Here is a 25748-nt window from a genome sequence, read left to right as displayed (position 1 = left end):
GCGGGGTCACACGTCCACGCCATGGGCGCGGAGTACGACGCGCAGCGCGGATGCATCGCGGAACAGGTGCGTCGGCATCCCTAACGCGTCAGCCTCCGGAAGGTTGTTCGCCGAGTCGTCAGTGAAGAGGACGTCGGCGGCAGGCAGCGCGAGCTGGTCGAGCGCATGCTGAAACGCACGCGCGTCGGGTTTCGCGAAGCCGATATCCGCTGAGTTGAAGACATGCTCGAAGTGCGGTGCGAGCCCGAGCGCGTCGATCTCGGCCCGCACGGTGTCCGTGCCGTTGGTGAGGATCGCCGTACGGTGTCCGCTTGCGTGCACGTCGTTCACGAGGGCGAGTATCTCCGGATCGACGATGGAGGGAGTGCGGTCGAATTCAGCCGCCGCCTGCATGCTGCCGACTCGCTCGCCGATCTGGTCGATCCATTCGTGCCGCGTGATCACTCCGGTGATGACCGGGTCGAGCACGTCATCGGCGAACGCGAACCGGGCGATGGTGCCCGCTGAGATGCCGTGACGCCGTTCCACCGCTGCGATGTAGTCGGTCGCGAAGTGCCGGATCACGCCGTCCAGGTCGAAGAGCACTGCTCGGAGCATGAATCAATGATCCCAGGTCGCGCTCACACCCAGGTCGCACTCACACCCAGGTCGGCAGCCAGTTGTGGATGAGCCAGAAATCGTACGGCACGCTCATGCCAATCCAGACCGGATAGAAGAACGCTGAGACCAGCACGACGCCGATGAGGAAGACCATCACGGTGCGCTCACCAGCCTGCCGCCGGTACAGCGGGTCGTCACGGTGCCCGGCGATATCGCGTAGCGCGAGCACGAGGGCGAGCACGAGGAACGGCACCATCACGACCGTGTAGAACTGGAAGATCGTGCGCTCCGGGTAAAGCAGCCACGGCACGTACGTGACGCCGAGGCCGACCAGCGGCAGCCCGTAGGTCCAGGGCATCGGGCGCCGTTCGATGAGTCCGCGCACGAACCGGTACAGCAGATAGATGGACGCGGCGACACCGGCATACCAGATCAGCGGATTCGGGACGGTGGAGATCACCGACATGCAGTGATCGGCTGCGCAGCTCGCATCGTCGCCGACCCACACGGCCGTCGGCCGGATGAGGAACGGCCACTCCCAGGCCGGACTCGCATAGGGATGCCCGGAGTTCAGCCCGACGTGGAACGCGTAGATCGCCTCGTGGTAGTTCCACAGCGCGGCAAACGGGTTCTCCGACGATTGCCGGTCGTAGCCGCCGGCGGTCACCAGCCACCCGGTCCACGAGACGAGGTAGGTCACCGTTGCTGCCGGCACCAGCAACAGGAAAGAGACCACGCCCTGTCTCGCGACAGCATCCATCGGCCAGTACAGGACGCTGGCACGGCGCCGTGCGAGAGCGTCGGTGACGACGAGATAGATGCCGAAACCCGCGAGAGCGTACAGCCCCGACCATTTCACAGCCGTGGCCGCGCCCAGTGCTACGCCTGCGGCGATCACCCACGGACGCCGCCAGATGATGCGCCCCCAGAGCGGTTGCTCCGTCTCGACCGCGGCATATTCCACGAGCGGAATGGATCGTCGGCGATCGAGAAGAATGAAGAAGAAACCGAGCAGGACGAAGAAGGTCAGGATGCCGTCGAGCAGCCCGATCCGGCTCATCACGATGCTCAGCCCATCGATGGCGATCAGGAGTCCTGCGACGCTCGCCGCGACGATCGAGCGGGTGAGTGCCTTCGCGACGAAGTAGACGAGCAGCACGGTCGCGGTGCCGACGAGAGCGACCATCAGCCGCCAGGCCGCGCTGTTGCCGACTCCGAACAGTCCCATTCCGAGCGCGATGATCCACTTGCCGAGAGGGGGATGCACGACGAAGCCCCCGGTATCGCCGAGTGCGCTCGTGTCGCCGGTGAGGAACGCCTCGTTCGCGCCGTCCCCCCAGGTTCCCTCGTATCCCAGGGCCCACAGCGACCAGGCGTCCTTGACGTAATAGGTCTCATCGAACGCGAGGGTGTCCGGGTGGGCGAGGTTCGCCAGCCGCAGCACCGCGGCGAGGGCGGTGATCACGAGCGGGGCGAGCCAGCGGATGACGCGGCTCCACTCCGGATCGCGCAGCATGCTGTCGCGCAGACGCCCCCAGGCCGTCAGGCGCTCCGCGGGAGGCGGGAGCAGAGGCACAGGCGCGGACACGGCATAAGCCTAAGCTGAAGAGGTGATCATCCTCGCGGCGACCCCGATCGGAAACCTCGGCGACGCATCGCGCCGGCTCATCGAGGTGCTCGAGAACGCCGAGATCGTTGCCGCCGAAGACACCCGCACGACGCAGCGCCTACTGCGAGCGCTCGAGATCCAGAATCGCCCGCGATTGATCGCGCTGCACGACCACAACGAGAAGCACAAGGCCGCAGAGCTGGTGGCGCTCGCCGCCGAGCAGGACACCGTCCTCGTCAGCGACGCGGGGATGCCGGCGGTCAGCGACCCCGGATACGGTGTGGTCGCCGCTGCCGTCGAGGCCGGTGTGACCGTCACCGCAATCCCTGGTCCCAGTGCCGTGCTGATGGCTCTTGCGATCTCGGGGCTTCCCACCGATCGCTTCACGTTCGAGGGCTTCCTGCCGCGCAAGCCGGGGGAGCGGCGCACGACTGTGAAGAACCTGGCGGCCGAGCAGCGCACCATGGTGTTCTTCGAGTCGCCGGCACGGCTGGCAGCATCCCTCGCCGACATGGGCGCGGCCTTCGGCGCTGATCGCCGCATCGCGGTGTGCCGCGAGCTGACCAAGTTCTACGAAGAGGTGCGGCGCGGCACAGCATCCGAGCTCGTCGAGTGGGCGGAAGCCGGCGTCAAAGGCGAGATCGTCGTCGTCGTCGAAGGAGCCGCGCAACGGGAGGTATCCGCGGAGGATGCTGTCGACCAGGTGCAGCAGCTCACGGCATCCGGCATGCGCTTGAAAGATGCCTGTGCCGAGGTCGCCGCGGCGACGGGGTTGAGCTCTCGCGATCTCTACCAGCAGGTCCTCGCCGCTCGACGTAACCCGCCGCGCGATCCGGCCTAGAATTGACCGCATGCCCGCAGGCGAATCTTTCTACATCACCACACCCATCTACTACCCCTCCGATGTCCCGCACATCGGCCACGGGTACACGTCGGTGGCGGTCGACACGCTCGCCCGCTGGCACCGCCAGTCCGGGGACGACACCTGGATGCTGACGGGCACGGACGAGCACGGTCAGAAGATGCTGCGCGCCGCGGCGGCGAACGGCGTCACCCCGCAGGAGTGGGTGGACAAGCTCGTCACCGAGAGCTGGTTCCCGCTGCTGGAGACGCTCGACGTCGCCAACGACGACTTCATCCGCACCACGCAGGAGCGGCACGAGAAGAACGTTCAGGTGTTCTTCCAGCGACTCTACGACTCGGGCTACATCTACGCCGGTGAGTACGAGGCGCTGTACTGCGTGGGATGCGAAGAGTTCAAGCCCGAGAGCGAGATCGTCGACGGCACCGGGCCGTTCGAGGGTCTGAAGGTCTGCGCGATCCACTCCAAGCCGCTCGAGCTGCTGCAGGAGAAGAACTACTTCTTCAAACTCAGCGAGTTCCAGGATCGCCTGCTCGAGCTGTACAAGACCCAGCCCGACTTCGTGCGCCCGCACTCCGCCCGCAACGAGGTCGTCTCATTCGTGAGCCAGGGCCTGAAGGATCTCTCCATCTCACGGTCGACCTTCGACTGGGGCATCCCGCTGCCGTGGGACGAATCGCACGTCATCTACGTGTGGGTCGACGCGCTGCTGAACTACGCGACCGCCGTGGGGTTCGGCTCGGACGAAGAGACGTTCGAGCGCCGCTGGCCTGCTTACCACGTCGTCGGCAAGGACATCCTCCGCTTCCACGCCGTGATCTGGCCGGCGCTCCTGATGGCGGCCGGCCTCGACGTCCCCCAGGGAGTCTTCGCGCACGGGTGGCTGCTGGTCGGCGGAGAGAAGATGTCGAAGTCGAAGCTCACCGGCATCGCACCGACCGAGATCACCGACGTGTTCGGCTCCGACGCCTACCGGTACTACTTCCTCTCGGCGATCGCGTTCGGTCAGGACGGCTCGTTCAGCTGGGAAGATCTGTCGGCGCGCTACCAGTCAGAGCTCGCCAACGGGTTCGGTAACCTCGCATCGCGCACCATCGCGATGATCGAGAAGTATTTCGACGGGGTCGTTCCCGAGCCAGCCGACTACACCGAGCAGGACCTCGCGATCCAGAAGATCGTCGCGGATGCCGAAACCGCAGCGGATGCCGCGATGGAGAACTTCCGCATCGATGAGGCGATCGCTTCGATCTGGACCATCGTCGATGCGCTCAACGGCTACATCACCGAGAACGAGCCATGGGCACTCGCCCGCGACGAGGACAAGCGCGGGCGCCTGGGCACTGTGCTGTACACCTGTGCCGAGGGCTTGCGCGCACTGTCCGTGCTGCTCTCACCGGTCATGCCGCAGGCCACGCAGAAGCTGTGGTCGGCGCTCGGCGCCGCCGAGACACTCGGCGGCTTGCAGGACCAGCCGATCCGCGAGGCTGGCACCTGGGGCAAGCTCGCTCCCGGAACCACGGTGGCCGCTCTCGCGCCGCTGTTCCCCCGCGTGGAGTCGCAGGCTTGACACCCGCCGGCCGTTGAGCGAGCGGAGCGAGACGAAACGTGACAGACACATATATCCGTGAGCGGTCCGGTGCGGGCCGCAAGGATCTGCGCTACCCGGCCGCACCCGAGCCGCTGACCGTGCCGGTGTACGACAACCACGCGCACCTGGAGATCCTCGACGGCGATGAGCCGCTGAGCCTCACTGAGCAACTCGATCGCGCAGAGGCCGTCGGCATCCTCGGTGTCGTGCAGGCGTCGGGAGATATCGAGTCGTCGCGCTGGGCGGTGGATGCCGCGGCATCCGACCCTCGTGTCCTCGCCGCCGTCGCAATTCACCCGAACGACGCGCCCGTCTATGCCGAGGCCGGCCAGCTCGACGAGGCGATCGACGTGATCGACGAGCTCGCAGCCCACCCGCGCACGCGCGCGATCGGTGAGACGGGACTGGACTTCTTCCGCACCGGGCCCGAGGGGCACACGGCGCAGTTCGAAGCATTCGAAGCGCACATCGCTCTCGCCAAGAAGCACGACATCGCCATGCAGATCCATGACCGCGACGCGCACGACGAGGTGCTCGAGACCCTGACCCGCGTCGGGGCACCGGATAAGACGGTGTTCCACTGCTTCTCCGGTGGCGACGCGATGGCACGGGTATGCGCGGATGCCGGGTACTACCTGTCCTTCGCCGGCAACGTCACATTCAAGAACGCCCAGAATCTGCGTGACGCATTGCAGGTCGTCCCGCTCGATCGGATTCTTGTGGAAACGGATGCTCCGTTCCTCACACCCGTGCCGCTGCGTGGACGTCCGAACGCGCCGTATCTCATACCGCACACGCTGCGATTCATGGCATCCGAGCTCGATATGCCGGTCGACGAGCTCGCGTCTCATATCGCCGAGAACACGCTGCTGGTCTACGGGCCCTTCGCCTGACCCGGGACGAGCCCTCAGGAATCGGACGGGTCGCTCTCGCGCTTCTCGCTCTGGGACAGATGCGCGGCGGTGCGGATGCGCTCGTTCAGATCGGAGATGAGCGTCGCCGTGACCACGCCGATGATGACGATGCCGCCGATCATGAGGCCGACCGCCAGAAGGCGACCGAGAATGGTGACGGGGGCATACTCGCCGTAGCCGACGGTAGTGATCGTGGTGAAGCCCCACCACAGTGCGTCGCCGAAGTTCACGATGCTCGCACCGGGGGCGTTGCGCTCGAGTACCCACACTCCGTACGAGGACGTGTAGACGAACATGAACGCGAACAGCACGGTCGTGACCACGTAGCGCAGACGCTGCAGAGCCGGGCCGCCGTGGCGGAACACGGGCAGCCGCCAGATGAAGACGAGGATGAGGAACGGTCGCAGGAACGGCAGGAGCAGACTCGCGAGATCGAATGCTCGGGTGCGCACGAAACGGGCGCGTGCTCTGCGTGCCAGCCCGAGCCGGATCAGGTAGTCGATCAGGAACCAGACCCACAGAATCGACAGGACGCCCACACCCGCGGCCAGTTGGGATGAGGTCAGTCCGTCGTCCACCCAGATCCAGGTGAGGACACCCAGGAAGACGATGGATCCCGCGAAAAGCGGCCACGCCGTGCGGTCTTCCCACGCGAGCACACGATCCAGCCCATTCGCTTTCGCGGCACGCTTGCGTTTCATATCTCGATCCTGGCATGGGACCGCGATGGGGGAGAATGGCAGGATGACCGTCACACTGCTCAGCGCGACCGAGATCCGCCGCCTGGCCGCCGAGCTCGACGTCACTCCGACCAAGAAGCTCGGCCAGAACTTCGTCGTCGACGCGAACACCGTGCGCAAGATCGTGCACGTGGGACACGTCGAGGCGGGGGAACGGGTCGTCGAGGTCGGGCCGGGGCTGGGCTCCCTAACACTCGCGATTCTCGAGACCGGAGCATCCGTCACCGCCGTCGAGATCGATCACCGCCTGGCCGCCCGCCTCGCGCAGACGGCGGCCGAGCATGGGGTCGCAGAGGGTGCGCTCACCGTCGTCGACGCGGATGCGCTGCGCGTGACCGAGCTCCCGGGCGACCCGACCGTGCTCGTGGCCAACCTGCCGTACAACGTCTCCGTGCCCGTGCTGCTGCACTTCATGGAGACCTTCCCGCACCTGCAGCGCGGTGTCGTCATGGTGCAGGCCGAAGTCGGTGAGCGACTCGCCGCCCCTCCCGGAAGCAAGGTATACGGCGCCCCGAGCGTCAAGGCAGCCTGGTACGGATCCTGGCGACTGGCCGGAAACGTCTCTCGCCAGGTCTTCTGGCCGGTGCCCAACATCGACAGCGTGCTCGTCGCCTTCGAACGCGATGCACAGCCGCGCGGCAGCGAGGAACTGCGGCAGCGAACATTTCGAATCGTGGATGCTGCGTTCCAGCAGCGTCGCAAGATGCTCCGGCAGGCGCTCGCGAATGTCCTCGGTGGGACCGCTGCGGAGGCATCCGCTCTGCTCGAGCGCGCAGGCGTCGCGCCCACCGCGCGCGGAGAGCAACTGTCGATCGAGGACTTCGTGCGGATCGCCGAGGCGCTGGACGGCTAATCTGGTGATGTGACTGAAACGCCGCGCTTCCGTACCGATGTCCCCGAGATCCACCGCCCGTATGTGGCCAAGGCGGATCGCTACGAGCAGTTCGAGTACCGCCAGGTCGGTACGTCGGGGCTGTATCTTCCTCCGATCTCGCTCGGGCTGTGGTGGAACTTCGGCGACAACATCCCGCTCGACAACCAGCGCACACTGCTGCGTCACGCGTTCGACCGCGGCATCACGCACTTCGACCTGGCCAACAACTACGGCCCTCCCTACGGCTCTGCCGAGAAGAACTTCGGCCGTATCTTCGCCGAGGACTTCCTGCCGTACCGCGACGAGCTGATCATCTCGTCGAAGGCCGGGTGGGACATGTGGCCGGGGCCCTACGGCAACTTCGGCAGCCGCAAGTACCTCCTGGCCAGCGCCGAGCAGTCGTTGACCAGCATGAACCTCGACTACGTCGACATCTTCTACTCCCACCGCGTCGATCCGGTCACACCCGTCGAAGAGACGGTGGGGGCGCTGGACACCCTGGTGCGCCAGGGCAAGGCGCTCTATGTCGGCATCTCGTCGTACAGCGCTGAGCGCACGGCCGCAGCCGTCGCCGCGGCGCGCGAGCTCGGTACGCCGCTGGTCATCCACCAGCCCTCGTACTCGATCCTCAACCGCTGGACCGAGCCAGAGCTCAACGACACGCTGCGTGCGGAGGGCCTCGGAGCGATCGCGTTCACCCCGCTTGCGCAGGGACTGCTCACGGACAAGTACCTCGAAGACGGCACGGCCGAGCGCGCGCAGAAGCGCCGCTCGATCTCTGACAAGCCGCTCTCCGTGGAGGGGCTGGCCATTCTTCGGGGGCTCAACGACATCGCGAAGGACCGCGGGCAGACGCTTGCGCAGATGGCTCTGCAGTGGACGCTGCGCGATCCAGTGGTCGTGTCCGCTCTGATCGGCGCATCCCGGCCGGAACAGCTCGACGAGAACATCGCCGCCGTCAACGGCCCGGCATTCTCGGATGACGACCTCGCCCGCATCGACGCGCTGTCGGACGGAATCGACGTTGACCTGTGGGCAGTCTCGTCCACGCTGTGACCCGCTGATCGATCTGAGCTGACCATGAGCCTCGCGGCGTTCCCCGAATCGGTGCACGTGCGTGCCCCGGGGAAGATCAACGTCTACCTCGGCGTCGGCGGACGCCATGATGACGGTTACCACGCCCTGGCGACGGTTTTCCAGGCCGTCTCGCTCTACGAAGACGTCATCGCCACGGAGAGCGACGATTTCACGCTGAGCGTGTCCGGTGTCGACGACGCGGATTCCGTGCCCGTCGATGACCGGAATCTCGCGATGCGCGCCGCCAAGATGTTGGCGGCGGCGACAGGTTTCGTCGGCGGCGTGCACCTCGAGCTCCGCAAGAGCGTCCCGGTTGCCGGCGGGATGGGCGGTGGATCAGCGGATGCCGCGGCCGCTCTGGTCGCGTGCGACGTACTGTGGGGTACGGCGCTCCCACCGCAGCGGCTCCACGAACTCGCCGCACGGTTGGGGGCCGACGTCCCGTTCGCCCTGCACGGAGGGACAGCAGTGGGGACGGGGCGCGGTGATCAGCTGAACCCGGCATTGGCGCGCGGCCGGTTCGACTGGGTGCTCGTCACGAGCGATGAGGGACTCTCGACGCCGGAGATCTACGCGCGCCTCGATGAACATCGCGCCGAGACCGGATCCCTCGCCGATGACCCGCCGCTGTCGCTGGATGTGCCGATCCCCGTGCTGCAGGCGCTGCGCTCGGGGGATCCGCGCTCGCTCGCGGCATCGATGTTCAACGATCTGGAAGCGGCGGCCCTCCTGGCACGACCGGCCCTCGATGAGATCATCAAGGCGGGGCTGGATGCCGGTGCGCTCAGCGGCATCGTTTCAGGATCGGGTCCGACGATCGCTTTTCTCTGCGAAACACCCGCCAGTGCGGAGTATGTGCAGGCTGCCCTGCGGGATGCCGGCAGGCAGGCTCTGCACGTGCACGGCCCCGTCGCAGGTGCCCGAATCATCGCGTGAGTTCCCACACTCCTGCCTGAGAGACATAATGGACAGGTAGATGTGACCGTGCACACGCAAAGGAGGCGTTGCGATGGCAGCCTCCGGCGATCGTGCTCGAATGCCGAGCATCCGCGACGTCGCACGCCTTGCGGGAGTCTCGCACCAAACCGTCTCCCGAGTTCTGAACGACCACCCCAGCATCCGGCCGACGACGAAGAAACGCGTGCAGGACGCGATCGGGGTCCTCGACTACAAACCGAACCTCGCAGCTCGCGCGCTCGTCACCAGCCGCATGCGCACGATTGGCGTGCTGTCGGCGACAACGGGTGAGTTCGGTCCCACGTCATCGATCGCGAGCATCGAGGATGCCGCGCGCGAGCAGGGGTACTCGGTCACCACGCTGAATCTCCCGGAGACGACACCGGAGGCGATCGGGGAGGCCATCCGCCAGCTCGGTCGCGAACAGGTCAGCGGCATCGTGGCGTTCGCGCCGCAGGTACGGGTCTTCAACGTGCTACGAGGAATGGCCGTCGGCGTCCCGCTGGTGAGTCTGCAGGCAGCATCCGGTTCTGACGGATTCACGCTCTCGGCGGATCAGGTCGCCGGCGCGCGCGTGATCACCGAGCACCTGATCGATCTGGGGCACTCCGACATCCTGCACCTGGCCGGCCCGCAGGACTGGATCGAGGCAGAGTCACGCATGCGCGGTTATCTCGACGCGCTGCGCGAGGCAGATCTGCCGACATTCCCGCCAATCCGGGGAGATTGGACCGCTGATTTCGGTCATTTCGCGGGCCGTGAACTCGCGCGTCGCCGCGACTTCACCGCCGTCTTCGCTGCGAACGACCTCATGGCGATCGGCCTGCTGCATGGTTTTCGCGACGCCGGGATCGACGTCCCCCGTGACGTCAGCGTGGTGGGGTTCGACGACATCCCGGTCGCCGCTCATGTCTGGCCGCCGTTGACCACGGTTCATCAGGATTTTCCGGAGCTCGGGCGACGTGCGGTCGGTCTCCTTCTCGCCGAGATCCGTGGCGAGCAGCCGCCGGAATTCGGCCCGGCGGTGCCGCAGTTGCGCGTGCGATCTTCGAGCGCGTCGCTGTAGCGGCGCACCGTTTGGTCTCGGATTCGCAACGCCCCAGATGTCCTACTTGACACCGGGGCATGTTCGGCGCAAGATTATGACTTATGTGAACGGTCACATTGAGAGTGACTGTCGAGTATCAAGGAAGATTGCGTGAGCAGCACAACGACGTTGCCGACCGTGACAGGTCCGATCTTGGAGATGCGCAGCATCACCAAGGAGTTTCCCGGAGTGAAGGCGCTCTCCGATGTGTCCATCGCCGTTCGCCCTGGAGAGATCCACGCGATCTGCGGCGAGAACGGCGCCGGCAAGTCGACGCTGATGAAAGTCCTCTCCGGCGTCTACCCCTACGGCTCGTACGAGGGCGACATCCTGCTGTACGGGCAGGAGCAGCGGTTCAAGGACATCGTCGCCAGCGAGCAGGCCGGCATCGCGATCATCCACCAGGAGCTCGCGCTGATCCCCGAGCTGACGATCACCGAGAACATCTTCCTCGGCAATGAGATCCGCCGTGGTGGCGTCATCGACTGGCGTGCGTCCAAGACCCGTGCCACCGAGCTCCTCGCCAGGGTCGGTCTTCGCGAAGACCCCGACATCGCCGTCAAGCACCTGGGCGTCGGCAAGCAGCAGCTCATCGAGATTGCGAAGGCGCTGAACAAGGACGTCAAGCTCCTCATCCTCGACGAGCCCACTGCGGCTCTGAACGAGACCGACTCGCAGCACCTGCTCGATCTGATCCTCGGCCTCAAGGCCAAGGGCATCGCATCGATCATGATCAGCCACAAGCTCAACGAGATCGAGCAGATCGCTGACGAGATCACGATCATCCGCGACGGGCGCACCGTCGAGACCCTCGACATCACCAAGGGTGAGATCAACGAGGACCGCATCATCCACGGGATGGTCGGCCGATCGCTGGAGAGCCGCTACCCGGACCGCACCCCTGAGCTCGGAGAGGTCTTCTTCGAGGTCAAGGACTGGTGGGTACAGCATCCGACGGTCACGGAGCGCATGGTCGTCAAGGGCTCCGGCCTCACTGTCCGCCGCGGCGAAGTGGTCGGCATCGCCGGCCTCATGGGCGCCGGACGCACCGAGTTCGCCCGCAGCATCTTCGGCCGCTCCTACGGCACGTTCCTCGGCGGCCAGATGTTCAAGGACGGCGAAGAGATCGAGCTGCGCGACGTCTCCAGCGCGATCCGCCACGGTCTCGCCTACGTCAGCGAGGATCGCAAGAGCCTGGGCCTGAACCTCCTCGACACCATCAAGCGCTCGATCGTCTCGGCGAAGCTGTCGAAGATCGCGCACAACGGCGTCGTGGACAGCCGCGAGGAGTTCGCCGTCGCCGAGCGCTACCGCAAGGCGCTGCGCATCAAGACGCCGAACGTCGAGACGGGCGTGTCGACTCTCTCGGGCGGCAACCAGCAGAAGGTCGTGCTCGCCAAGTGGATGTACACCGACCCCGACCTGCTGATCCTCGATGAGCCAACGCGCGGCATCGACGTCGGCGCCAAGTACGAGATCTACTCGATCATCAATGAGCTCGCAGCCTCCGGCAAGGGCGTCATCGTGATCTCCAGCGAGCTGCCCGAGCTGATGGGCATCTCCGACCGCATTTACACCATTTTTGAGGGACGCGTCACCGATTGCATCGACGCGGACCAGGCCACTCCGGAGGCGCTCATGCGCAGCATGACCTCCACGAACCAGAAGGCGAGCGCATGAGCACCAGCACCACGTCGACCCAGAAGCGCGGTTTCCACTTCGCCGACATCAAGAAGATGTTCGGCGGGGGAGGCACGTCATCGCTGCGTCAGTTCGGCATCCTCGGCAGCCTGATCGTCATCGTGATCTTCTTCGAGATCACCACTCTGATGCGCAACGGAGCCAACGGCGCGACGCTGACCTCCGGCAACCTCATCAACGTCATCAACCAGTACTCGTTCATCCTGATCCTCGCGATCGGCATGGTGATGGTGATCATCATGGGCCACATCGACCTTTCGGTCGGCTCCGTTGCGGCGTTCGTCGGCATCATCGTGGCCAAGTCCATGACCGATTGGAACCTCCCTTGGCCGCTGGCGATCGTCTTCGGACTGGTCGTTGGAGCACTGGTGGGTGCCTGGCAAGGCTTCTGGGTCGCCTACGTCGGGGTTCCGGCGTTCATCGTGACGCTGGCCGGCATGCTCTTCTTCCGCGGCGCGCAGCAGTGGATCGGTGACGCGCAGACGATTCCGGTGCCCAAGGGCTTCCAGATCATCGGCACCGGGTATCTACCAGAGGTGTCGCTCCCGCTGAACTTCAACGTTCTGACGATGGTCCTCGCGCTGCTCGCGGTCGCCTGGCTCGTCTTCTGGGAAATTCGCACCCGTCGCATCCAGCGCAAGATGGGGTCCGAGATGGCACCCCTGTGGGTGAGCGTCACGAAGGTCGTACTACTGGCTATCGTCGTTCTCGCGGCCGGTTGGATGTTCGCCAATGGCCGTCCCGGCACGAGCTTCCCGGTCCCCGGCCTCATTCTGCTCGCGCTCGTGATCATCTACTCGTTCATCACGAACAACACCGTCTTCGGCCGGCACATCTACGCGGTCGGCGGCAACCGTCAGGCTGCACGCCTCTCGGGTGTGAAGGATCGCTGGGTCGACTTCTTCGTGATGACGAACATGTCGATGCTCGCAGCCCTCGCCGGAATGATCTTCGTGGCACGCTCGCAGGCCTCCGGCCCGAACGACGGCACCGGCTGGGAGCTGGACGCCATCGCCTCGGTCTTCATCGGCGGCGCGGCCGTCGCCGGTGGTATCGGCACCGTGATCGGTTCGATCATCGGTGGTCTGGTCATGGCGTTCCTCAACAACGGTCTGGCTCTGCTCGGTCAGGGTGCCGACATCGTGTCGATGGTCAAGGGCCTCGTTCTGCTGGTCGCCGTCGGCATCGACGTCTGGAACAAGCAGCAGGGTCGCCCCTCGCTGATCGGCTTCCTGACGCGAAAGCGCAACAAGCCGGATGCTCCGAACCTGACGGACTTCCCGAAATCCAAGTAATCCGCCACAAATCCCATATATCGCACCACAATCCAGAGAAAGAGATCCCATGAAGAGAATGGCATTGACGGCGACAGCGCTGGTCGCCGCGTCAGCACTCGCCCTCACCGGCTGCGCAGGAGGCGAGCGTGGCGGAGACTCCGGCACGGACGCCGCCGAAGAGTCGGCCGGGTTCCCCGCCGACTCGACGATCGGTATCGCGCTGCCCGACAAGACCAGTGAGAACTGGGTCCTGGCCGGACAGCTGTTCACCGACGGCCTGAAGGACGCGGGCTTCAAGCCCGACGTCCAGTACGCGCCCGCCAGCAACACGGTCGCCGAGCAGCAGAACCAGATCCAGGCCATGGTCACCAACGGCGCCAAGGTCATCGTCATCGGTGCGAAGGACGGCAAGCAGCTGGCCACGCAGGTGCAGGCGGCAAAGGACGCCGGCGCTTACGTGATCGCTTACGACCGTCTCATCGAGAACACCGAGGCCGTCGACTACTACGTCGCGTTCGACAACTTCAAGGTCGGCCAGCTGCAGGGCCAGGCTCTGCTCGACGGTCTCGCCGAGCGTGCAGGGCACGACGCCCCGTACAACATCGAGCTGTTCTCCGGCTCGCCGGACGATGCCAACTCGGGCGTGTTCTTCAACGGCGCGATGGACGTGCTCCAGCCGGCCATCGACGACGGCACGCTGGTCGTCGTGTCGGGTCAGACCGAGATCGCGCAGACCGCGACCGAGGGTTGGCTTCCGGAGAACGCCCAGAACCGCATGGACACGCTGCTCACCGGCTCGTACAGCGGTGACACCGTCATCGACGGCGTCCTCTCCCCGAACGACACGCTCGCCCGCGCCGTCATCACCTCGGTGCAGCAGGCCGGAAAGCCTGTCCCGGTCGTCACCGGTCAGGACTCCGAGGTCGAGTCGGTCAAGTCGATCATGGAGGGCGTCCAGTACTCCACCATCAACAAGGACACCGCGCTCCTCGTGGAGCAGACGATCAAGATGATCGAGCAGCTCCAGAAGGGCGAAGAGGTCGACGTCAACGACACCGAGCAGTACGACAACGGATCGAAGATCGTCCCGTCGTACCTGCTGGACCCGGTCATCGTCACCCAGGAGAACGCTGCTGACGCGTACAAGAACGTTCCGAGCCTGCTCGAGATCGTTCAGTCCTACCAGTAACACCCGCTCTGCGGTCAGCGAGCCGTCCGGACCTTCGGGTTCGGGCGGCTCGCCCTGTTTCGCCGACTACCCTGGAGGGGACATGGCACATCTTCTCGGGGCCGAGGGCCTCCACCTGGAATACCCGACCAAGGTCGTCTTCGACTCCATCACCCTCGGTATCGAAGAGGGGGACCGGATCGGCATCGTCGGACGCAACGGCGACGGCAAGAGCTCACTGCTCGCGATGCTCGCCGGTCGTAAAGAGCCGGATGCTGGGCGCGTCACCATGCGCGCCGGGACGACGATCGGCGTGCTGGACCAGGCAGACACCCTCGATGATTCCCTGACGATCGCGCAGTCGGTCGTCGGGGATGTTCCCGAGTACGAATGGGCCGGTGACGCGCGCGTGCGCGATGTCATCGCGGGGCTCCTCACCGATCTGCCGTGGGATGCTCCGGTCGAAGGCCTCAGCGGCGGACAGCGCCGTCGTGTCGCCCTCGCTACCCTTCTCGTGCAGGACTGGGACATCGTCGCGCTCGACGAGCCGACCAACCACCTCGATGTCGAGGCGATCACCTGGCTCGCCGCGCACTTGAAGAAGCGGTGGGCAGCGAACTCTGGCGCCTTCCTCGTCGTGACGCACGATCGGTGGTTCCTCGACGAGGTGTGCACCGAGACCTGGGAGGTGCACGACCAGATCGTCGAACCGTTCGAGGGCGGGTACGCGGCTTACATCCTGCAGCGCGTCGAGCGCGATCGGATGGCGGCGGCCACCGAGGCGAAGCGGCAGAACCTCGCACGCAAGGAGCTCGCCTGGCTGCGCCGCGGCGCCCCCGCGCGCACCGCCAAGCCGAAGTTCCGCATCGATGCGGCGAACGAACTCATCGCCGATGTCCCCGAGATCCGCGACAAGACGTCGCTGCAGTCGCTGGCCACATCGCGGCTCGGGAAGGACGTCGTCGACCTGCTCGACGCGGGCGTGACCTACGAGGGCGGGGTCGAGGTTCTGAAAGACGTCGAGTGGCGCATCGCGCCCGGCGAGCGCACCGGCATCCTCGGCGTGAACGGCGCTGGAAAGTCGACCCTGCTCGGGCTGGTCGCAGGAACCATTGAACCGACCAGCGGCCGCGTCAAGCGCGGCTCGACGGTTCAGGTGCGGACTCTGACGCAGCGGATCGATGAGCTGGAGAAGCACTGGAACGACCCGGTGCGCGTGGTCATCTCGCGTCTGCGCACGGAGTACACGTTCGGTGCCGGCTCCAAGGCCCAGTCGCTCACGCCGAGTCAGCTGCTCGAACGCCTCGGGTTCTCGTCCGCGCAGCTGTCGACACCGGTGAAGGATCTCTCCGGTGGTCAGCAGCGCCGGCTGCAGTTGCTGCTCGTGCTGCTCGACCAGCCGAACGTGCTCATCCTCGACGAGCCGACCAACGACATGGACACCGACATGCTCGCCGCGATCGAGGATCTCCTCGACTCCTGGCCGGGCACGCTGCTGGTCGTCTCGCATGACCGGTACTTCCTCGAGCGCGTCACCGATCAGCAGTACGCCGTCATGGGCGGGCGCCTGCGGCACCTGCCCGGGGGAGTGGACGAGTACCTGCGTCTGCGCGCGGCCGAGCAGAACGGCGCATCCCCTCGGCAGGCTCAGGGATCGAAAGCCGCGGCATCCGCTCTCTCCGGAGCAGACCTGCGCACGGCGCAGAAAGAAGTGTCTGCTCTGGAACGGAAGATCCAGAAGCTCTCTGGGCAGATCGATCGGGCCAAGCACGCCCTCGTCGATCACGACCAGGCCGACTACGAGGGCCTCGGCGAGAAGATGAAGACCATCGCGGCCTGGGAGGCCGAGATCGAAGAGAGTGAACTGCGCTGGCTGGAGCTCAGCGAGCAGCTCGACTGACTTCGTGACGCGTCCGTGACACAGTGACGCTGTGTGACGGATCGATTCCGTTCGCGCGCACCACGTTGCATAGCGTTGGATCATCCCACCCGGAAGGTTCTCCTCATGTCTCGTCGTCTTGTCTCCGCACTCGCTGCACTCGCTGCGGTTCCTCTCGTGATCGGCCTCGCTGGCTGCGCCGCGGACTCGGGTGGATCGGCTGAGTCGGGAGAGACCAACGAGACCGTGAAGATCGGCGTCGTCGGCAAGTCCGATGAGCAGTGGCCGGCCTTCGTCGAGGCTGCCGCCGCAGAGGGCATCACCGTCGAGCTCGTCGACTTCGGCTCGTACGAGCAGCCGAACCCGGCACTGACCGAGGGAGAGATCGACCTCAACCAGTTCCAGCACATCGTCTACCTCGCGCAGTACAACGATGCATCGGGCGAGGACCTCACCCCGATCGGATCCACCGCGATCTACCCGCTCGGGCTGTACTCGCAGAAGTACGACGATGTCGCCAGCATCCCCAAGGGCGAGACCGTCGCCGTGCCCGATGACGCCTCGAACCAGGCCCGCGCACTCCTGGTGCTGCAGTCGGCTGGACTCATCGAGCTCACCAGCGGCGGAACGATCTTCTCCGACCTCTCCGACGTCGACGAGTCGGCATCGAAGGTCAAGGTCACCGCGCTCGAAGCGGCCCTGATCCCGACCTCGCTGCCCGATGTCGCCGCGGCGATCATCAACAACGACTTCGTCACCCAGGCCGGCCTCTCGTTCGCAGACGCCATCGCACAGGACGACCCGAGCGATCCGAACGCCCTGCCGTACGTCAACATCTTCGCTGCGCGCGCCGACGACGCAGAAAATGAGACGTACCTGAAGCTCGTGGAGATCTTCCAGACCGACCCGGACGTCCAGGCAGGCCTGCTGGCCTCGTCCGGCGACACGGCGGTCGCTCTGCAGACGCCGGTCCCTGACCTGGTCGAATCGCTCAAGACCGTCCAGAAGGACGTCGCCGCGAACAGCTGATCACGCGACATGAAAGAATCGGGCGGCACCTTCGTGCCGCCCGATTCGCGTCTTCACCCAGAGAACTACCGGAGCATCCATGCCGATCGTCACCCTCGAAAACGTCTCCAAGACGTATCCGGCACCCCGCCGCGACGCAGAGCCGACCATCGCCGTCGACGACGTGTCGTTGCAGGTCGAGAAGGGTGACGTCTTCGGCATCATCGGATACTCGGGTGCGGGCAAATCGACGCTCGTCCGCCTGATCAACGCTCTCGAGCCCGCCACCGGCGGGACGATCATGGTCGATGACACCGACATCACGGCACTCGCTGAGCGCGACCTGCGTCGTGTCCGCGGCGGAATCGGCATGATCTTCCAGCAGTTCAACCTGTTCGCGTCGAAGTCCGTCCGCGCGAATGTCGCGTATCCGTTGAAGCTCGCCGGCTGGTCCAAGCCCGACATCGAGCAGCGGGTCACCGAGCTGCTCTCTTTCGTCGGGCTCAGTGACAAGGCGAAGGCCTACCCGGAGCAGCTTTCGGGAGGGCAGAAGCAACGGGTCGGCATTGCGAGAGCTCTGGCCACCCGCCCGGCTATCCTCCTCGCCGATGAGGCCACCAGCGCACTCGACCCGCAGACCACGCACGAGGTGCTCGCCCTCTTGAAGCGCGTGAACGAGGAGCAGGGTGTCACGATCGTGATCATCACGCACGAGATGGATGTCATCCAGACCATCGCCACGAAAGTCGCCGTGATGGACTCGGGGCGAGTGATCGAGCAGGGTGATGTCTTCGAGGTCTTCTCGAACCCGCAGCATCCCGCCTCGCAGCGCTTCGTCGGCACTGTCATCAAGGGCCTCCCGTCGCCCGCGGAGCGTGCGATACTCCAGGAACGCCACCGCGGACGCATCGTCACCTTCTCATTCCGAGACGGCGACTCCTCGCAGGCACAGGTGTTCCTCGACCTTGCGGCAGCCGGGCTCGAGTTCGAGTTGATCTACGGCGGAATCAACGACATCCGCGGTCGCGCCTTCGGACACCTCACGCTCGCGATCCGCGGCGCGGATGCCGTGATCGACAGCACGCTGGAGAAGATCCGAGCCCATGCCACCGTGACTGATATCTCGGCAGGGGAGGTGCGCTGATGGACCGCCTCTTCGAACTGCAGGGCGACTTCTGGCAGGCCGCCGCCGAGACGCTGTACATGACGTCGTTCGCACTCGTGCTCGGCGGCATCCTCGGCCTGATCATCGGTGTCGCCACCTATGCGACGCGCTCCGGCGGCGTGCTGCCGAACGGACCGGTGTACGTGGTGGTCAACCTGATCATCAACTTCTTCCGGCCGATTCCGTTCGTGATCTTCCTCGCCGTGCTGCAGCCGTTCACACGCCTGGTCATCGGGACCGGGATCGGTGTGACCGCTGGCGCCTTCGCGATCGGCATCGCCGCATCCTTCGCGATCGGTCGCATCGTCGAGCAGCATCTGGTGACGGTCCCGCCCGGTGTGGTCGAGGCGGCCCGTGCGATGGGCGCGGGCCCCTGGCGCATCCTGCTCACGGTCGTCATTCCCGAGGCGCTCGGGCCCCTGATCCTCGGCTACACGTTCATCGTCGTCGCCGTCATCGACATGACGGCCATGGCCGGTGCCATCGGCGGAGGCGGACTGGGCGCCTTCGCGCTCATCTACGGATTCCGCCAGTTCGAGCCGGTGGTGATGTGGGCCGCGATCGTGTTGATCGTCGTGTTCGTGCACCTCGTCCAGATGCTCGGGACGTGGCTCGCGCGCAGGGTGATGCGCCGCTGACGCCGAGCAGCGAGCGCTCAGGGGCGAATGGTGACGCCGGTGCCCTCCGGGAGTCCGGCGAGCGTCGTGATGGCCGCTTCGTCCAGGCGGAGGCAGCCGTTCGAGATGGATCCGCTGTGCTCATCGTGGTAATGGAACGCCGTGATGGCGACGTCCTGCCCGCCGAACCCGTCGAGAGTGGGCGACTGCAGCGACAGGTAGACGACGGGGAATCCGCGGGTGTAGTCGAAGGACGTCACCTCTGACAGGTGGATGAAGGTGCGTCCGATCGGTGTGGGAGTCTGGTCGGTGCCCCACCCGAAGTCCGTTGCGATGCGCTCCACCACGCCGGCGCGGATGATGTCGATCGTGCGGGCGGAAAGGCTCACCTCGACCGTCGTATCCGTCAGCGCGAGTTCCACATCGGCGGTGCGCAGCCAGCCCGTCAGCTGCGCGGGGTCGCCTGTCGAGGGAGTGCTCTGGCGTCCGGTCAGGAGCACCCGCACCCAGTCGTCCTGTTTTTCGATGACCGCGACCGTCGTGCCGCCGTATCGGTATTCCCTCCGCAGCGACGCGACCGGCTCCCCGAGCGGGTCGGCCCAGACCGGCACGATGTCGGTGGTGGCCCGGGCCGTGTACCCCGCGAAGGGCGCCTGTGGGGTGGGATCGACCGGCAACTGCGGCAGCACCGCGAACACGTTCGCCTCGGGGAGGGCTGCGGCATCGTAGACGCCCGCGTTCGCCGGGAAGCCGGTCGGTGTCGGTGTCGGTGTCGGCGTTGGCGTGCTCAGCGGAGAGCTGGCGGTCGCGCGCGCGGCGATGGGCTCAGCGTCCGGACGCAGCCACGTCATCACGATCGTCGCGGCGATCACGACGACGAGCACTCCGATGACGCCGATCAGCACCCACGCACGCATGCCGAGGCGCCGCGGGGGATGCTCCTGGGTGCTCACGTCGCCTCGGCGGGATCGCCGTCACGGGGAGCGTACTGCAGCGCGCGCCCCGTGGTGAACTCCCGCGGAGCGCCGGAGAGCGGATCGACGAACCGCAGCTCGCGTGCGAGCAGCTGCAGGGGCCGCTCATGGTCGTCCGGCGTCTCGTCGGTGAGGATCGGGTAGAGGTTGTCGTGCAGGATGCCCAGGCCAATGCTCGCGAGATGCACCCGCAACTGGTGCATCTTGCCGGTGTGCGGATGGAGCAGGGTGTGGATGACGTGCTCGTCGGCATCGATCAGCTCGATCAGCGTCTCTGAGTTCGGTTCGCGCTCGGTATCGACCTCCACGCAGACCTGTGCGCGCAGTTTCTCGATGTGCAATCGCACCGTGCGAGGCAGATCATCGGCCCAGTCAGCGGGGCGAGCGGACACCGCCTCGTACACCTTCTCGATCTGCCTGCGCTGGAACAGCGTCTGGTACGCGCCCCGCGTCTGCGGGCGAGCGGAGAACATCAGCAGGCCCGCCGTGGCGCGGTCGAGTCGGTGGATCGGTGCCAGATCGGCGTTGTCGAGCAGCCGGCGCAGACGCACCAGTGCCGAGTTCTGCACATATTTCCCGGCGGGGGTGCTCGGGAGGAAATGCGGTTTGTCGATCACGACCAGATCCTGGTCCTGGTGCAGGATCTCGATCTCGAACGGGATCTCGAGCTCGACCGGCGGTTCGCGGTAGTACCAGATAAACTCCTCGGCATCGAGGGGAGTGTCCCGGGCGAGCGCCGAACCGTCGGCGGCGACGATCTCGCCGCGATCGAAGCGCTCGAGCAGCCATTCCGGGTCGAGGTGGAAGAACCGCTCGACCATGTACGCGCTCGCAGTGGGCCAGGGGCCGGTACTCGGCAGGTGCAGACGCGTGGCGCCGACGCCATCGCGGACCGGGAGCGGGGACCGCATCGCCATCAGAAGTGCCCCATCATGAGTCGAAGCTCAGGCTGAGCTTGCGCAGCAGCACGGCCATGCGGTCACGGTCCGGGCGGGAGAGCGCCTGCAACAGGTCGGCTTCGACGTCGACGAGGCGGGTGATCGCGGCATCCACTCGGATCTGCCCGTCCTCGGTGAGCGTGACCAGCACGCTGCGACCGTCGCCGGGATCGGCCTCGCGACGCACGAATCGGCGTCCGACGAGTCGGTCGATGCGGTTGGTCATCGTGCCGCTGGAGACGAGCGTCTGCTGGAGGAGCTGTTTGGGGCTCAGCTGGAACGGGACGCCAGCTCGTCGCAGCGCTGAGAGCACATCCCATTCCCAATGCTCGAGATCGCTGCGCCGGAACACCTCGCGCCGCGCGCGGTCGAGGTGCTTGGAGAGCCGATCCATTCTGGAGAGCACCTCGAGCGGAGAGAAATCGAGATCCGGGCGCTGCGCGTTCCACGCGCCGACGATCCGGTCGACCTCATCTGCTTCACTCATCTCTCCATTATCGACCCACGGCGCAGCGTCTCCCGCGAGCGTGGCAGACTTATCTGGGGCATCCTCCGGGGCGCACCGGTCCGCCGTAGTGTAATGGCAGCACGACAGCCTTTGGAGCTGTTAAGTCCAGGTTCGAGTCCTGGCGGCGGAGCATGACCGAGAACAGACTCGCCATCATCGTCCTGGCAGCAGGACAGGGCACCCGCATGAAGTCCCGACTCCCCAAGGTGCTGCACCCGATCGCCGGACGACCTCTCGTCGGGCACGTGCTGACGACGGCATCCGGTCTCGGCGCTGAGCACATCGAGGTCGTCGTCCGTCATGAGCGCGAGCGTGTCATCGAGGTGCTCAGTCAGCAGTACCCGAGTGCTGTGATCGTCGACCAGGATGACGTTCCCGGTACGGGACGTGCCGTGCAGGTCGCGGTCGATGCTCTCCCCGCGGACTTCGACGGCGATGTACTGGTGCTCTCGGGCGACGTTCCCCTGCTCGAAGCCGACACGCTGCAGTCGCTCCTCGATGCGCACCGCGGGGCCGCCGCCGCCGCAACGGTTCTCAGCGCGCTGCTGGACGACCCGACCGGATACGGCCGCGTCATCCGTGACGAGAGCGGCACCGTCGCGCGCATCGTGGAGCAGAAGGATGCCACCGCCGAGGAAGCCGCCGTCACCGAGATCAATTCGGGCGTCTACGTCTTCCGCACCACGGCGCTTCGGACGTTCCTGACCCGGATCGACCAGAACAACGCGCAGGGCGAGCTGTATCTCACCGATGTGATCGGGCTGCTCCGAGGTGCGCACGAGACGGTCGCGGCTGAGATCGCCGCGGACACTGCTGCGACATTCGGCGTGAACGATCGCGTCCAGCTCGCCGAGGCGGGACGCGTGCTCAACGACCGCATCGTGCGTCGCTGGCAGCGCGCGGGCGTCACGATCGTCGACCCGGCAACGACCTGGATCGATGACGACGCGAAGCTCGCCCCGGATGTCACTCTGCTGCCGAACACGTACATCGCCGGTGCGACAGTCGTCGAGTCGGGCGCGACGATCGGCCCCGACACGTCGCTGGTCGACTGCGAAGTGGGCGAGGATGCCGTCATCCGCCGTGCGGATGCGACGCTCGCGGTCATCGGCGCCGGAGCGAGCGTCGGACCGTTCGCGTACATCCGCCCGGGCACGGTCCTCGGCGCGAACGGGAAGATCGGAACCTTCGTCGAGACGAAGAATTCGCAGATCGGCATCGGCAGCAAAGTCCCGCACCTGTCCTATATCGGCGACACGACGATCGGCGAGCGCGTCAACCTGGGAGCCGGAGCGATCACGGCGAACTACGACGACATCGTCAAGCACCGCACCGAGATCGGTGATGAGGTGCACACCGGTTCGCATAACGTCTTCGTCGCTCCCGTTAGGATTGGAGACGGTGCGAAGACCGGAGCAGGCGCGGTGGTCCGCAAGGATGTCCCCGCGGGAGCCCTGGCCTTGAGCGTCGCCCCTCAGCGCAATGTCGAGGGGTGGGTCGAGAAAAATCGGGCAGGTTCCGGTGCAGCGCAGGCAGCTGCCAGGGCCGGCGAAGCCGCAACAAGCGAAACTGCAGAGTAAGGCAGGTCATGGGGCACAAGAAGAAGACCGTTGAACTGGACAGGGACAACGGCGTTGCCCCCGGCATCATCGCCAAGACGAAGAAGCGTCTCGTCGTCGCCGGCGGTCGCTCGCACCCCGAGCTGACCCAGGCTGTCGCCGAGGCGCTCGGTACGCAGGCAGCCCCCGTGGAGCATCGCACCTTCGCCTCCGGCGAGATCTACGCCCGCTACGAGGTCTCGATCCGCGGTACGGACCTGTTCATCGTGCAGACCTTCGGCGAACCGGTCAACGAGTGGCTCATGGAGACGCTCATCATGATCGACGCGGCCAAGCGCGCATCGGCGAAGCGCATCACCGTCGTCGCCCCGTACTTCCCGTATTCGCGTCAGGACAAGAAGGGACGCGGGCGCGAGCCGATCAGTGCGCGTCTGATCGCCGACCTACTCAAGACCGCGGGCGCCGACCGCATCATGAGCGTCGACCTGCACGCAGCCCAGATCCAGGGCTTCTTCGACGGCCCTGTCGACCACCTCTTTGCCAAGCCGGTGCTGCTCGAGCATTTCCGCGAGAACCTGACGGCCGAAGACCACGAGACCCTCACGATCGTCTCCCCGGACATGGGCCGCGTGCGCGTCGCCGATACCTGGTCCGACAGCCTGGATGCTCCGCTTGCGATCATCCACAAGCGCCGCGACCCGAAGGTCGCCAACCAGGTCAGCGTGCACGAGATCGTCGGCGCCGTCGAGGGACGTACATGCCTGCTCGTGGACGACATGATCGACACCGGTGGCACGATCGTGAAGGCTGCTCAGGCTCTCAAGGCCAGCGGCGCTCGTCGGGTCATCGTCGCGGCCACGCATGCGATTTTCAGCGACCCGGCCAGCGAACGTCTGCAGGATGCTGCGATCGATGAGGTCGTCATCACTGACACGATCCCGCTCACCGAGTCACGACGGTGGGACACTCTCACGATTCTGCCGATCGCGCCGCTGCTGGCCCGCGCCATCCACGAGGTTTTCGAAGACGGCTCGGTCACCAGCATGTTCGGTGGCGACGCCTAGCTCGTGAAGTCGTGATCTCCTTCGCCGCTCTGCGTCAGCGGGTGCTCGCGGTCCTCGGCGCCATCTCGATGTACCGGCTGGTGCTGTACAGCCTCGCAGCCCTCGCCCTCGTCGCACTGGTCCTGTCCGTGTTCGGGCTGGTGGCGCCTGCGCCGCTGGAACTCGTCGTGGCGTTCGTCGTGCTGCTGGTGGTGATCTCCGCCGTCGATGCGGCAGCGCAACGCCTGCTGCATCTGCCCTGGCGCGTGGAGTCGTCTGCCGTGACAGCTCTGATCCTGCTGTTCGTCATGCGCCCGGGACTGGATGTTCCGGCACTGATCGGCCTCGCGCTGGCTGGTGGGCTGGCAAGTATTTCGAAGTACATCATCGTATGGCGCGGACGGCATATCTTTAATCCCGCCGCGTTCGGCGCGGCTGTCGTCTCGATCGTCGGGGCGTTCGGCGCATTCGAATGGCTGGGCACCTCGGCATCCTGGTGGGTGGGGACACCCACGATGGCGATCCCGGTGGCGGTGTTCGGGCTGTTCGTGCTCTCGCGTATCGAGCGGGTGCGCGTGGTGCTGGTGTTCCTGCTCATCGCTGTCGGCGCCGCGGTCGTGCGCCAGGTCGTGGAGGCGCAGCAGCTCGGCGTCGATCTCGAGGTCCCTGCGGCGCTGTCCTTCGCGGTCCTGCACTCGCCGTACTTGTTCCTCGGCATATTCATGGTCGCTGAGCCCCTGACCAGTCCGCCGCGGCGCTGGCAGCAGTTCTGGGTGGCCGCTCTCGTGGGCGTCCTTGCCGGGTGGCCGATCGTCATCGGCGGTCTGTTCACACTCGGACAGGAGCGGGCGCTGCTGATCGGCAACCTGCTCGCGCTGACCTTCGCACTGCGCGGGTCCGTGCGATTGACGCTGGAGAGACGCGAGTTCATCACGCCGACGGCGCAGGAACTGACGTTCCGGGCCAGAGGGAAGCTGCGCTTCCTCCCGGGGCAGTATCTCGAGCTCGACGTCCCGCATCGGCACCCCGATGCACGCGGCACGCGACGCGAGTTCAGCATCGTCTCCGCGCCGGCAGACCTGCCGACACTGCGGATCGCCTACAAGAACGGCGATCAGAAACATCCGTCGTCGTACAAGCGTGCTCTGGCGGTCGCTGAACCGGGCACGACCCTTGCCGTGACCGGTACTTGGGGAGATTTCCTCCTGCCCAAGGGCGAGACTCCGGTGCTCATGCTTGCGGCAGGTATCGGCGTGACTCCGTTCGTCTCGCAGCTGCGTCAGCTGCAGGCCGACGGAGTGCGGCGTGACATCGTGCTCGTGTACGTGGCATCCGAGGCGTCGGAGTTGGCGTTCCGGGAGGAACTGGAAGCGACCGGAGTGCCGACCGTCGTCTTCAGCCGTGATGAGCCGACGGGACTCCCAGCGCACTGGACCTGGGCGCGAGGCGTCCGTCTGGATGCTGCCGGACTCGAACGGGCCGTGCCCGATATCGCGTCACGGCATACGTTCATCTCCGGTCCACCGCGACTGATCGCCGATCTCTCACCCGCTCTGCAGAAGGCGCACTCGGTGACCACGGACGCCTTTGCCGGGTACTGATT

The 25748-nt window shown here is 65.9% G+C and carries 23 protein-coding genes and 1 tRNA gene; 18 read left to right on the top strand and 6 right to left on the bottom strand.

From position 1 onward, the window contains the following. Nucleotides 1–6 precede the first annotated feature (6 nt). Together ACTIAO_RS01640 and ACTIAO_RS01635 are read right to left on the bottom strand one after the other, a co-directional pair. Nucleotides 7–597, bottom strand: a complete 591-nt coding sequence (locus ACTIAO_RS01640; protein ID WP_441904589.1) for an HAD-IA family hydrolase — start codon at nucleotides 595–597, stop codon at nucleotides 7–9. Between the two features lie 40 nt (nucleotides 598–637). Next, entirely contained in the window at nucleotides 638–2188 is a 1551-nt protein-coding gene (locus ACTIAO_RS01635; protein ID WP_441904588.1) for a dolichyl-phosphate-mannose--protein mannosyltransferase, read from the bottom strand. Nucleotides 2189–2210: 22 nt separating this feature from the next. Here ACTIAO_RS01635 and rsmI point away from each other — a divergent pair, with 22 nt between their 5' ends. The 3 genes from rsmI to ACTIAO_RS01620 are packed head-to-tail and all read left to right on the top strand — an operon-like array spanning nucleotide 2211 to nucleotide 5552. Further along, entirely contained in the window at nucleotides 2211–3050 is an 840-nt protein-coding gene (gene rsmI, locus ACTIAO_RS01630) for a 16S rRNA (cytidine(1402)-2'-O)-methyltransferase (protein ID WP_441904587.1), read from the top strand. Between the two features lie 10 nt (nucleotides 3051–3060). Further along, on the top strand, nucleotides 3061–4638 hold the full coding sequence (metG, locus tag ACTIAO_RS01625) for a methionine--tRNA ligase (RefSeq protein ID WP_441904586.1): 1578 nt from the start codon (nucleotides 3061–3063) through the stop codon (nucleotides 4636–4638). A 38-nt stretch (nucleotides 4639–4676) separates the two neighbouring features. Continuing rightward, the gene (locus tag ACTIAO_RS01620) at nucleotides 4677–5552 is read left to right on the top strand and encodes a TatD family hydrolase (protein ID WP_441904585.1); all 876 of its coding nucleotides are present in this window, start codon (nucleotides 4677–4679) and stop codon (nucleotides 5550–5552) included. A 14-nt stretch (nucleotides 5553–5566) separates the two neighbouring features. Here the strand turns inward: ACTIAO_RS01620 and ACTIAO_RS01615 are convergent, their stop codons facing one another. Next, entirely contained in the window at nucleotides 5567–6274 is a 708-nt protein-coding gene (locus ACTIAO_RS01615; RefSeq protein WP_441904584.1) for a potassium channel family protein, read from the bottom strand. A 43-nt stretch (nucleotides 6275–6317) separates the two neighbouring features. Between ACTIAO_RS01615 and rsmA the strand changes: the two genes are divergently transcribed. From rsmA to ACTIAO_RS01560, 11 genes are all read left to right on the top strand, one after another. Further along, on the top strand, nucleotides 6318–7166 hold the full coding sequence (gene rsmA / locus ACTIAO_RS01610; RefSeq protein WP_441904583.1) for a 16S rRNA (adenine(1518)-N(6)/adenine(1519)-N(6))-dimethyltransferase RsmA: 849 nt from the start codon (nucleotides 6318–6320) through the stop codon (nucleotides 7164–7166). 9 nt (nucleotides 7167–7175) lie between these two features. Then, nucleotides 7176–8243 (top strand): L-glyceraldehyde 3-phosphate reductase, encoded by a 1068-nt coding sequence (mgrA, locus tag ACTIAO_RS01605; RefSeq protein WP_441904582.1) that lies wholly within the window; start codon nucleotides 7176–7178, stop codon nucleotides 8241–8243. Nucleotides 8244–8267: 24 nt separating this feature from the next. Then, nucleotides 8268–9200, top strand: a complete 933-nt coding sequence (locus ACTIAO_RS01600) for a 4-(cytidine 5'-diphospho)-2-C-methyl-D-erythritol kinase (protein ID WP_441904581.1) — start codon at nucleotides 8268–8270, stop codon at nucleotides 9198–9200. A 73-nt stretch (nucleotides 9201–9273) separates the two neighbouring features. Continuing rightward, entirely contained in the window at nucleotides 9274–10287 is a 1014-nt protein-coding gene (locus ACTIAO_RS01595) for a LacI family DNA-binding transcriptional regulator (protein ID WP_441904580.1), read from the top strand. A gap of 180 nt (nucleotides 10288–10467) precedes the next feature. Next, nucleotides 10468–11988 carry a multiple monosaccharide ABC transporter ATP-binding protein gene (gene mmsA / locus ACTIAO_RS01590; protein ID WP_441904633.1) on the top strand — a complete coding sequence of 507 codons (1521 nt, stop codon included), beginning with the start codon at nucleotides 10468–10470 and terminating at the stop codon, nucleotides 11986–11988. Beyond that, nucleotides 11985–13304, top strand: a complete 1320-nt coding sequence (gene mmsB / locus ACTIAO_RS01585) for a multiple monosaccharide ABC transporter permease (RefSeq protein WP_441904579.1) — start codon at nucleotides 11985–11987, stop codon at nucleotides 13302–13304. The genes mmsA and mmsB overlap by 4 nt, the downstream gene beginning before the upstream one ends. Before the next feature lie 49 nt (nucleotides 13305–13353). After that, nucleotides 13354–14475, top strand: coding sequence for a substrate-binding domain-containing protein (locus ACTIAO_RS01580; protein ID WP_441904578.1), 1122 nt, complete (start codon nucleotides 13354–13356; stop codon nucleotides 14473–14475). 82 nt (nucleotides 14476–14557) lie between these two features. Next, nucleotides 14558–16354, top strand: a complete 1797-nt coding sequence (locus tag ACTIAO_RS01575; RefSeq protein WP_441904577.1) for an ABC-F family ATP-binding cassette domain-containing protein — start codon at nucleotides 14558–14560, stop codon at nucleotides 16352–16354. A gap of 105 nt (nucleotides 16355–16459) precedes the next feature. Beyond that, nucleotides 16460–17362 carry a MetQ/NlpA family ABC transporter substrate-binding protein gene (locus ACTIAO_RS01570; protein WP_441904576.1) on the top strand — a complete coding sequence of 301 codons (903 nt, stop codon included), beginning with the start codon at nucleotides 16460–16462 and terminating at the stop codon, nucleotides 17360–17362. Between the two features lie 79 nt (nucleotides 17363–17441). Then, nucleotides 17442–18485, top strand: a complete 1044-nt coding sequence (locus ACTIAO_RS01565) for a methionine ABC transporter ATP-binding protein (protein WP_441904575.1) — start codon at nucleotides 17442–17444, stop codon at nucleotides 18483–18485. After that, nucleotides 18485–19144, top strand: coding sequence for a methionine ABC transporter permease (locus ACTIAO_RS01560; RefSeq protein WP_441904574.1), 660 nt, complete (start codon nucleotides 18485–18487; stop codon nucleotides 19142–19144). Before ACTIAO_RS01565 ends, ACTIAO_RS01560 begins: the two co-directional genes overlap by 1 nt. Nucleotides 19145–19161: 17 nt before the next feature. On the opposite strand, the gene ACTIAO_RS01555 is transcribed toward ACTIAO_RS01560, so the two are convergent. Genes ACTIAO_RS01555 through ACTIAO_RS01545 form a run of 3 tightly spaced genes read right to left on the bottom strand, consistent with a single transcriptional unit; the run spans nucleotide 19162 to nucleotide 21522 of the window. After that, complete coding sequence (locus ACTIAO_RS01555) at nucleotides 19162–20076, bottom strand: L,D-transpeptidase (protein ID WP_441904573.1); 915 nt, start codon at nucleotides 20074–20076, stop codon at nucleotides 19162–19164. Continuing rightward, nucleotides 20073–21008, bottom strand: coding sequence for a pseudouridine synthase (locus ACTIAO_RS01550; RefSeq protein WP_441904632.1), 936 nt, complete (start codon nucleotides 21006–21008; stop codon nucleotides 20073–20075). Before ACTIAO_RS01550 ends, ACTIAO_RS01555 begins: the two co-directional genes overlap by 4 nt. A 19-nt stretch (nucleotides 21009–21027) precedes the next feature. After that, entirely contained in the window at nucleotides 21028–21522 is a 495-nt protein-coding gene (locus ACTIAO_RS01545) for a MarR family winged helix-turn-helix transcriptional regulator (protein ID WP_441904572.1), read from the bottom strand. A 79-nt stretch (nucleotides 21523–21601) separates the two neighbouring features. Here ACTIAO_RS01545 and ACTIAO_RS01540 point away from each other — a divergent pair. The 4 genes from ACTIAO_RS01540 to ACTIAO_RS01525 all read left to right on the top strand — a co-directional run bounded on the left by ACTIAO_RS01540 (nucleotide 21602) and on the right by ACTIAO_RS01525 (nucleotide 25746). Continuing rightward, nucleotides 21602–21673: transfer RNA gene (locus tag ACTIAO_RS01540), tRNA-Gln, on the top strand. Nucleotide 21674: 1 nt separating this feature from the next. Further along, entirely contained in the window at nucleotides 21675–23123 is a 1449-nt protein-coding gene (glmU, locus tag ACTIAO_RS01535) for a bifunctional UDP-N-acetylglucosamine diphosphorylase/glucosamine-1-phosphate N-acetyltransferase GlmU (RefSeq protein ID WP_441904571.1), read from the top strand. Nucleotides 23124–23131: 8 nt separating this feature from the next. Beyond that, a complete protein-coding gene (locus ACTIAO_RS01530) occupies nucleotides 23132–24166 on the top strand; it encodes a ribose-phosphate diphosphokinase (protein ID WP_441904570.1) in 1035 nt (344 codons plus the stop codon). A gap of 68 nt (nucleotides 24167–24234) precedes the next feature. After that, nucleotides 24235–25746, top strand: a complete 1512-nt coding sequence (locus ACTIAO_RS01525; RefSeq protein ID WP_441904631.1) for an FAD-dependent oxidoreductase — start codon at nucleotides 24235–24237, stop codon at nucleotides 25744–25746. Nucleotides 25747–25748 lie beyond the last annotated feature (2 nt).

The organism is Microbacterium sp. (assembly GCF_052099035.1).
Lineage (GTDB): Bacteria > Actinomycetota > Actinomycetes > Actinomycetales > Microbacteriaceae > Microbacterium.
The sequence above is the reverse complement of the archived record's forward strand: the minus strand, read 5'-3'. Positions and strand labels throughout refer to the sequence as shown.

What these genes read in the sequence shown, in the direction of transcription:
- ACTIAO_RS01640 (WP_441904589.1), bottom strand. Translation starts at nt 597, where the DNA reads ATGCTCCGAGCAGTGCTCTTCGACCTGGACGGCGTGATCCGGCACTTC.
- metG (WP_441904586.1), top strand. Translation starts at nt 3,061, where the DNA reads ATGCCCGCAGGCGAATCTTTCTACATCACCACACCCATCTACTACCCC.
- ACTIAO_RS01615 (WP_441904584.1), bottom strand. Translation starts at nt 6,274, where the DNA reads ATGAAACGCAAGCGTGCCGCGAAAGCGAATGGGCTGGATCGTGTGCTC.
- rsmA (WP_441904583.1), top strand. Translation starts at nt 6,318, where the DNA reads ATGACCGTCACACTGCTCAGCGCGACCGAGATCCGCCGCCTGGCCGCC.
- ACTIAO_RS01600 (WP_441904581.1), top strand. Translation starts at nt 8,268, where the DNA reads ATGAGCCTCGCGGCGTTCCCCGAATCGGTGCACGTGCGTGCCCCGGGG.
- ACTIAO_RS01595 (WP_441904580.1), top strand. Translation starts at nt 9,274, where the DNA reads ATGGCAGCCTCCGGCGATCGTGCTCGAATGCCGAGCATCCGCGACGTC.
- mmsA (WP_441904633.1), top strand. Translation starts at nt 10,468, where the DNA reads ATGCGCAGCATCACCAAGGAGTTTCCCGGAGTGAAGGCGCTCTCCGAT.
- mmsB (WP_441904579.1), top strand. Translation starts at nt 11,985, where the DNA reads ATGAGCACCAGCACCACGTCGACCCAGAAGCGCGGTTTCCACTTCGCC.
- ACTIAO_RS01580 (WP_441904578.1), top strand. Translation starts at nt 13,354, where the DNA reads ATGAAGAGAATGGCATTGACGGCGACAGCGCTGGTCGCCGCGTCAGCA.
- ACTIAO_RS01575 (WP_441904577.1), top strand. Translation starts at nt 14,558, where the DNA reads ATGGCACATCTTCTCGGGGCCGAGGGCCTCCACCTGGAATACCCGACC.
- ACTIAO_RS01570 (WP_441904576.1), top strand. Translation starts at nt 16,460, where the DNA reads ATGTCTCGTCGTCTTGTCTCCGCACTCGCTGCACTCGCTGCGGTTCCT.
- ACTIAO_RS01565 (WP_441904575.1), top strand. Translation starts at nt 17,442, where the DNA reads ATGCCGATCGTCACCCTCGAAAACGTCTCCAAGACGTATCCGGCACCC.
- ACTIAO_RS01560 (WP_441904574.1), top strand. Translation starts at nt 18,485, where the DNA reads ATGGACCGCCTCTTCGAACTGCAGGGCGACTTCTGGCAGGCCGCCGCC.
- ACTIAO_RS01550 (WP_441904632.1), bottom strand. Translation starts at nt 21,008, where the DNA reads ATGCGGTCCCCGCTCCCGGTCCGCGATGGCGTCGGCGCCACGCGTCTG.
- ACTIAO_RS01545 (WP_441904572.1), bottom strand. Translation starts at nt 21,522, where the DNA reads ATGAGTGAAGCAGATGAGGTCGACCGGATCGTCGGCGCGTGGAACGCG.
- glmU (WP_441904571.1), top strand. Translation starts at nt 21,675, where the DNA reads ATGACCGAGAACAGACTCGCCATCATCGTCCTGGCAGCAGGACAGGGC.
- ACTIAO_RS01530 (WP_441904570.1), top strand. Translation starts at nt 23,132, where the DNA reads ATGGGGCACAAGAAGAAGACCGTTGAACTGGACAGGGACAACGGCGTT.
- ACTIAO_RS01525 (WP_441904631.1), top strand. Translation starts at nt 24,235, where the DNA reads ATGTACCGGCTGGTGCTGTACAGCCTCGCAGCCCTCGCCCTCGTCGCA.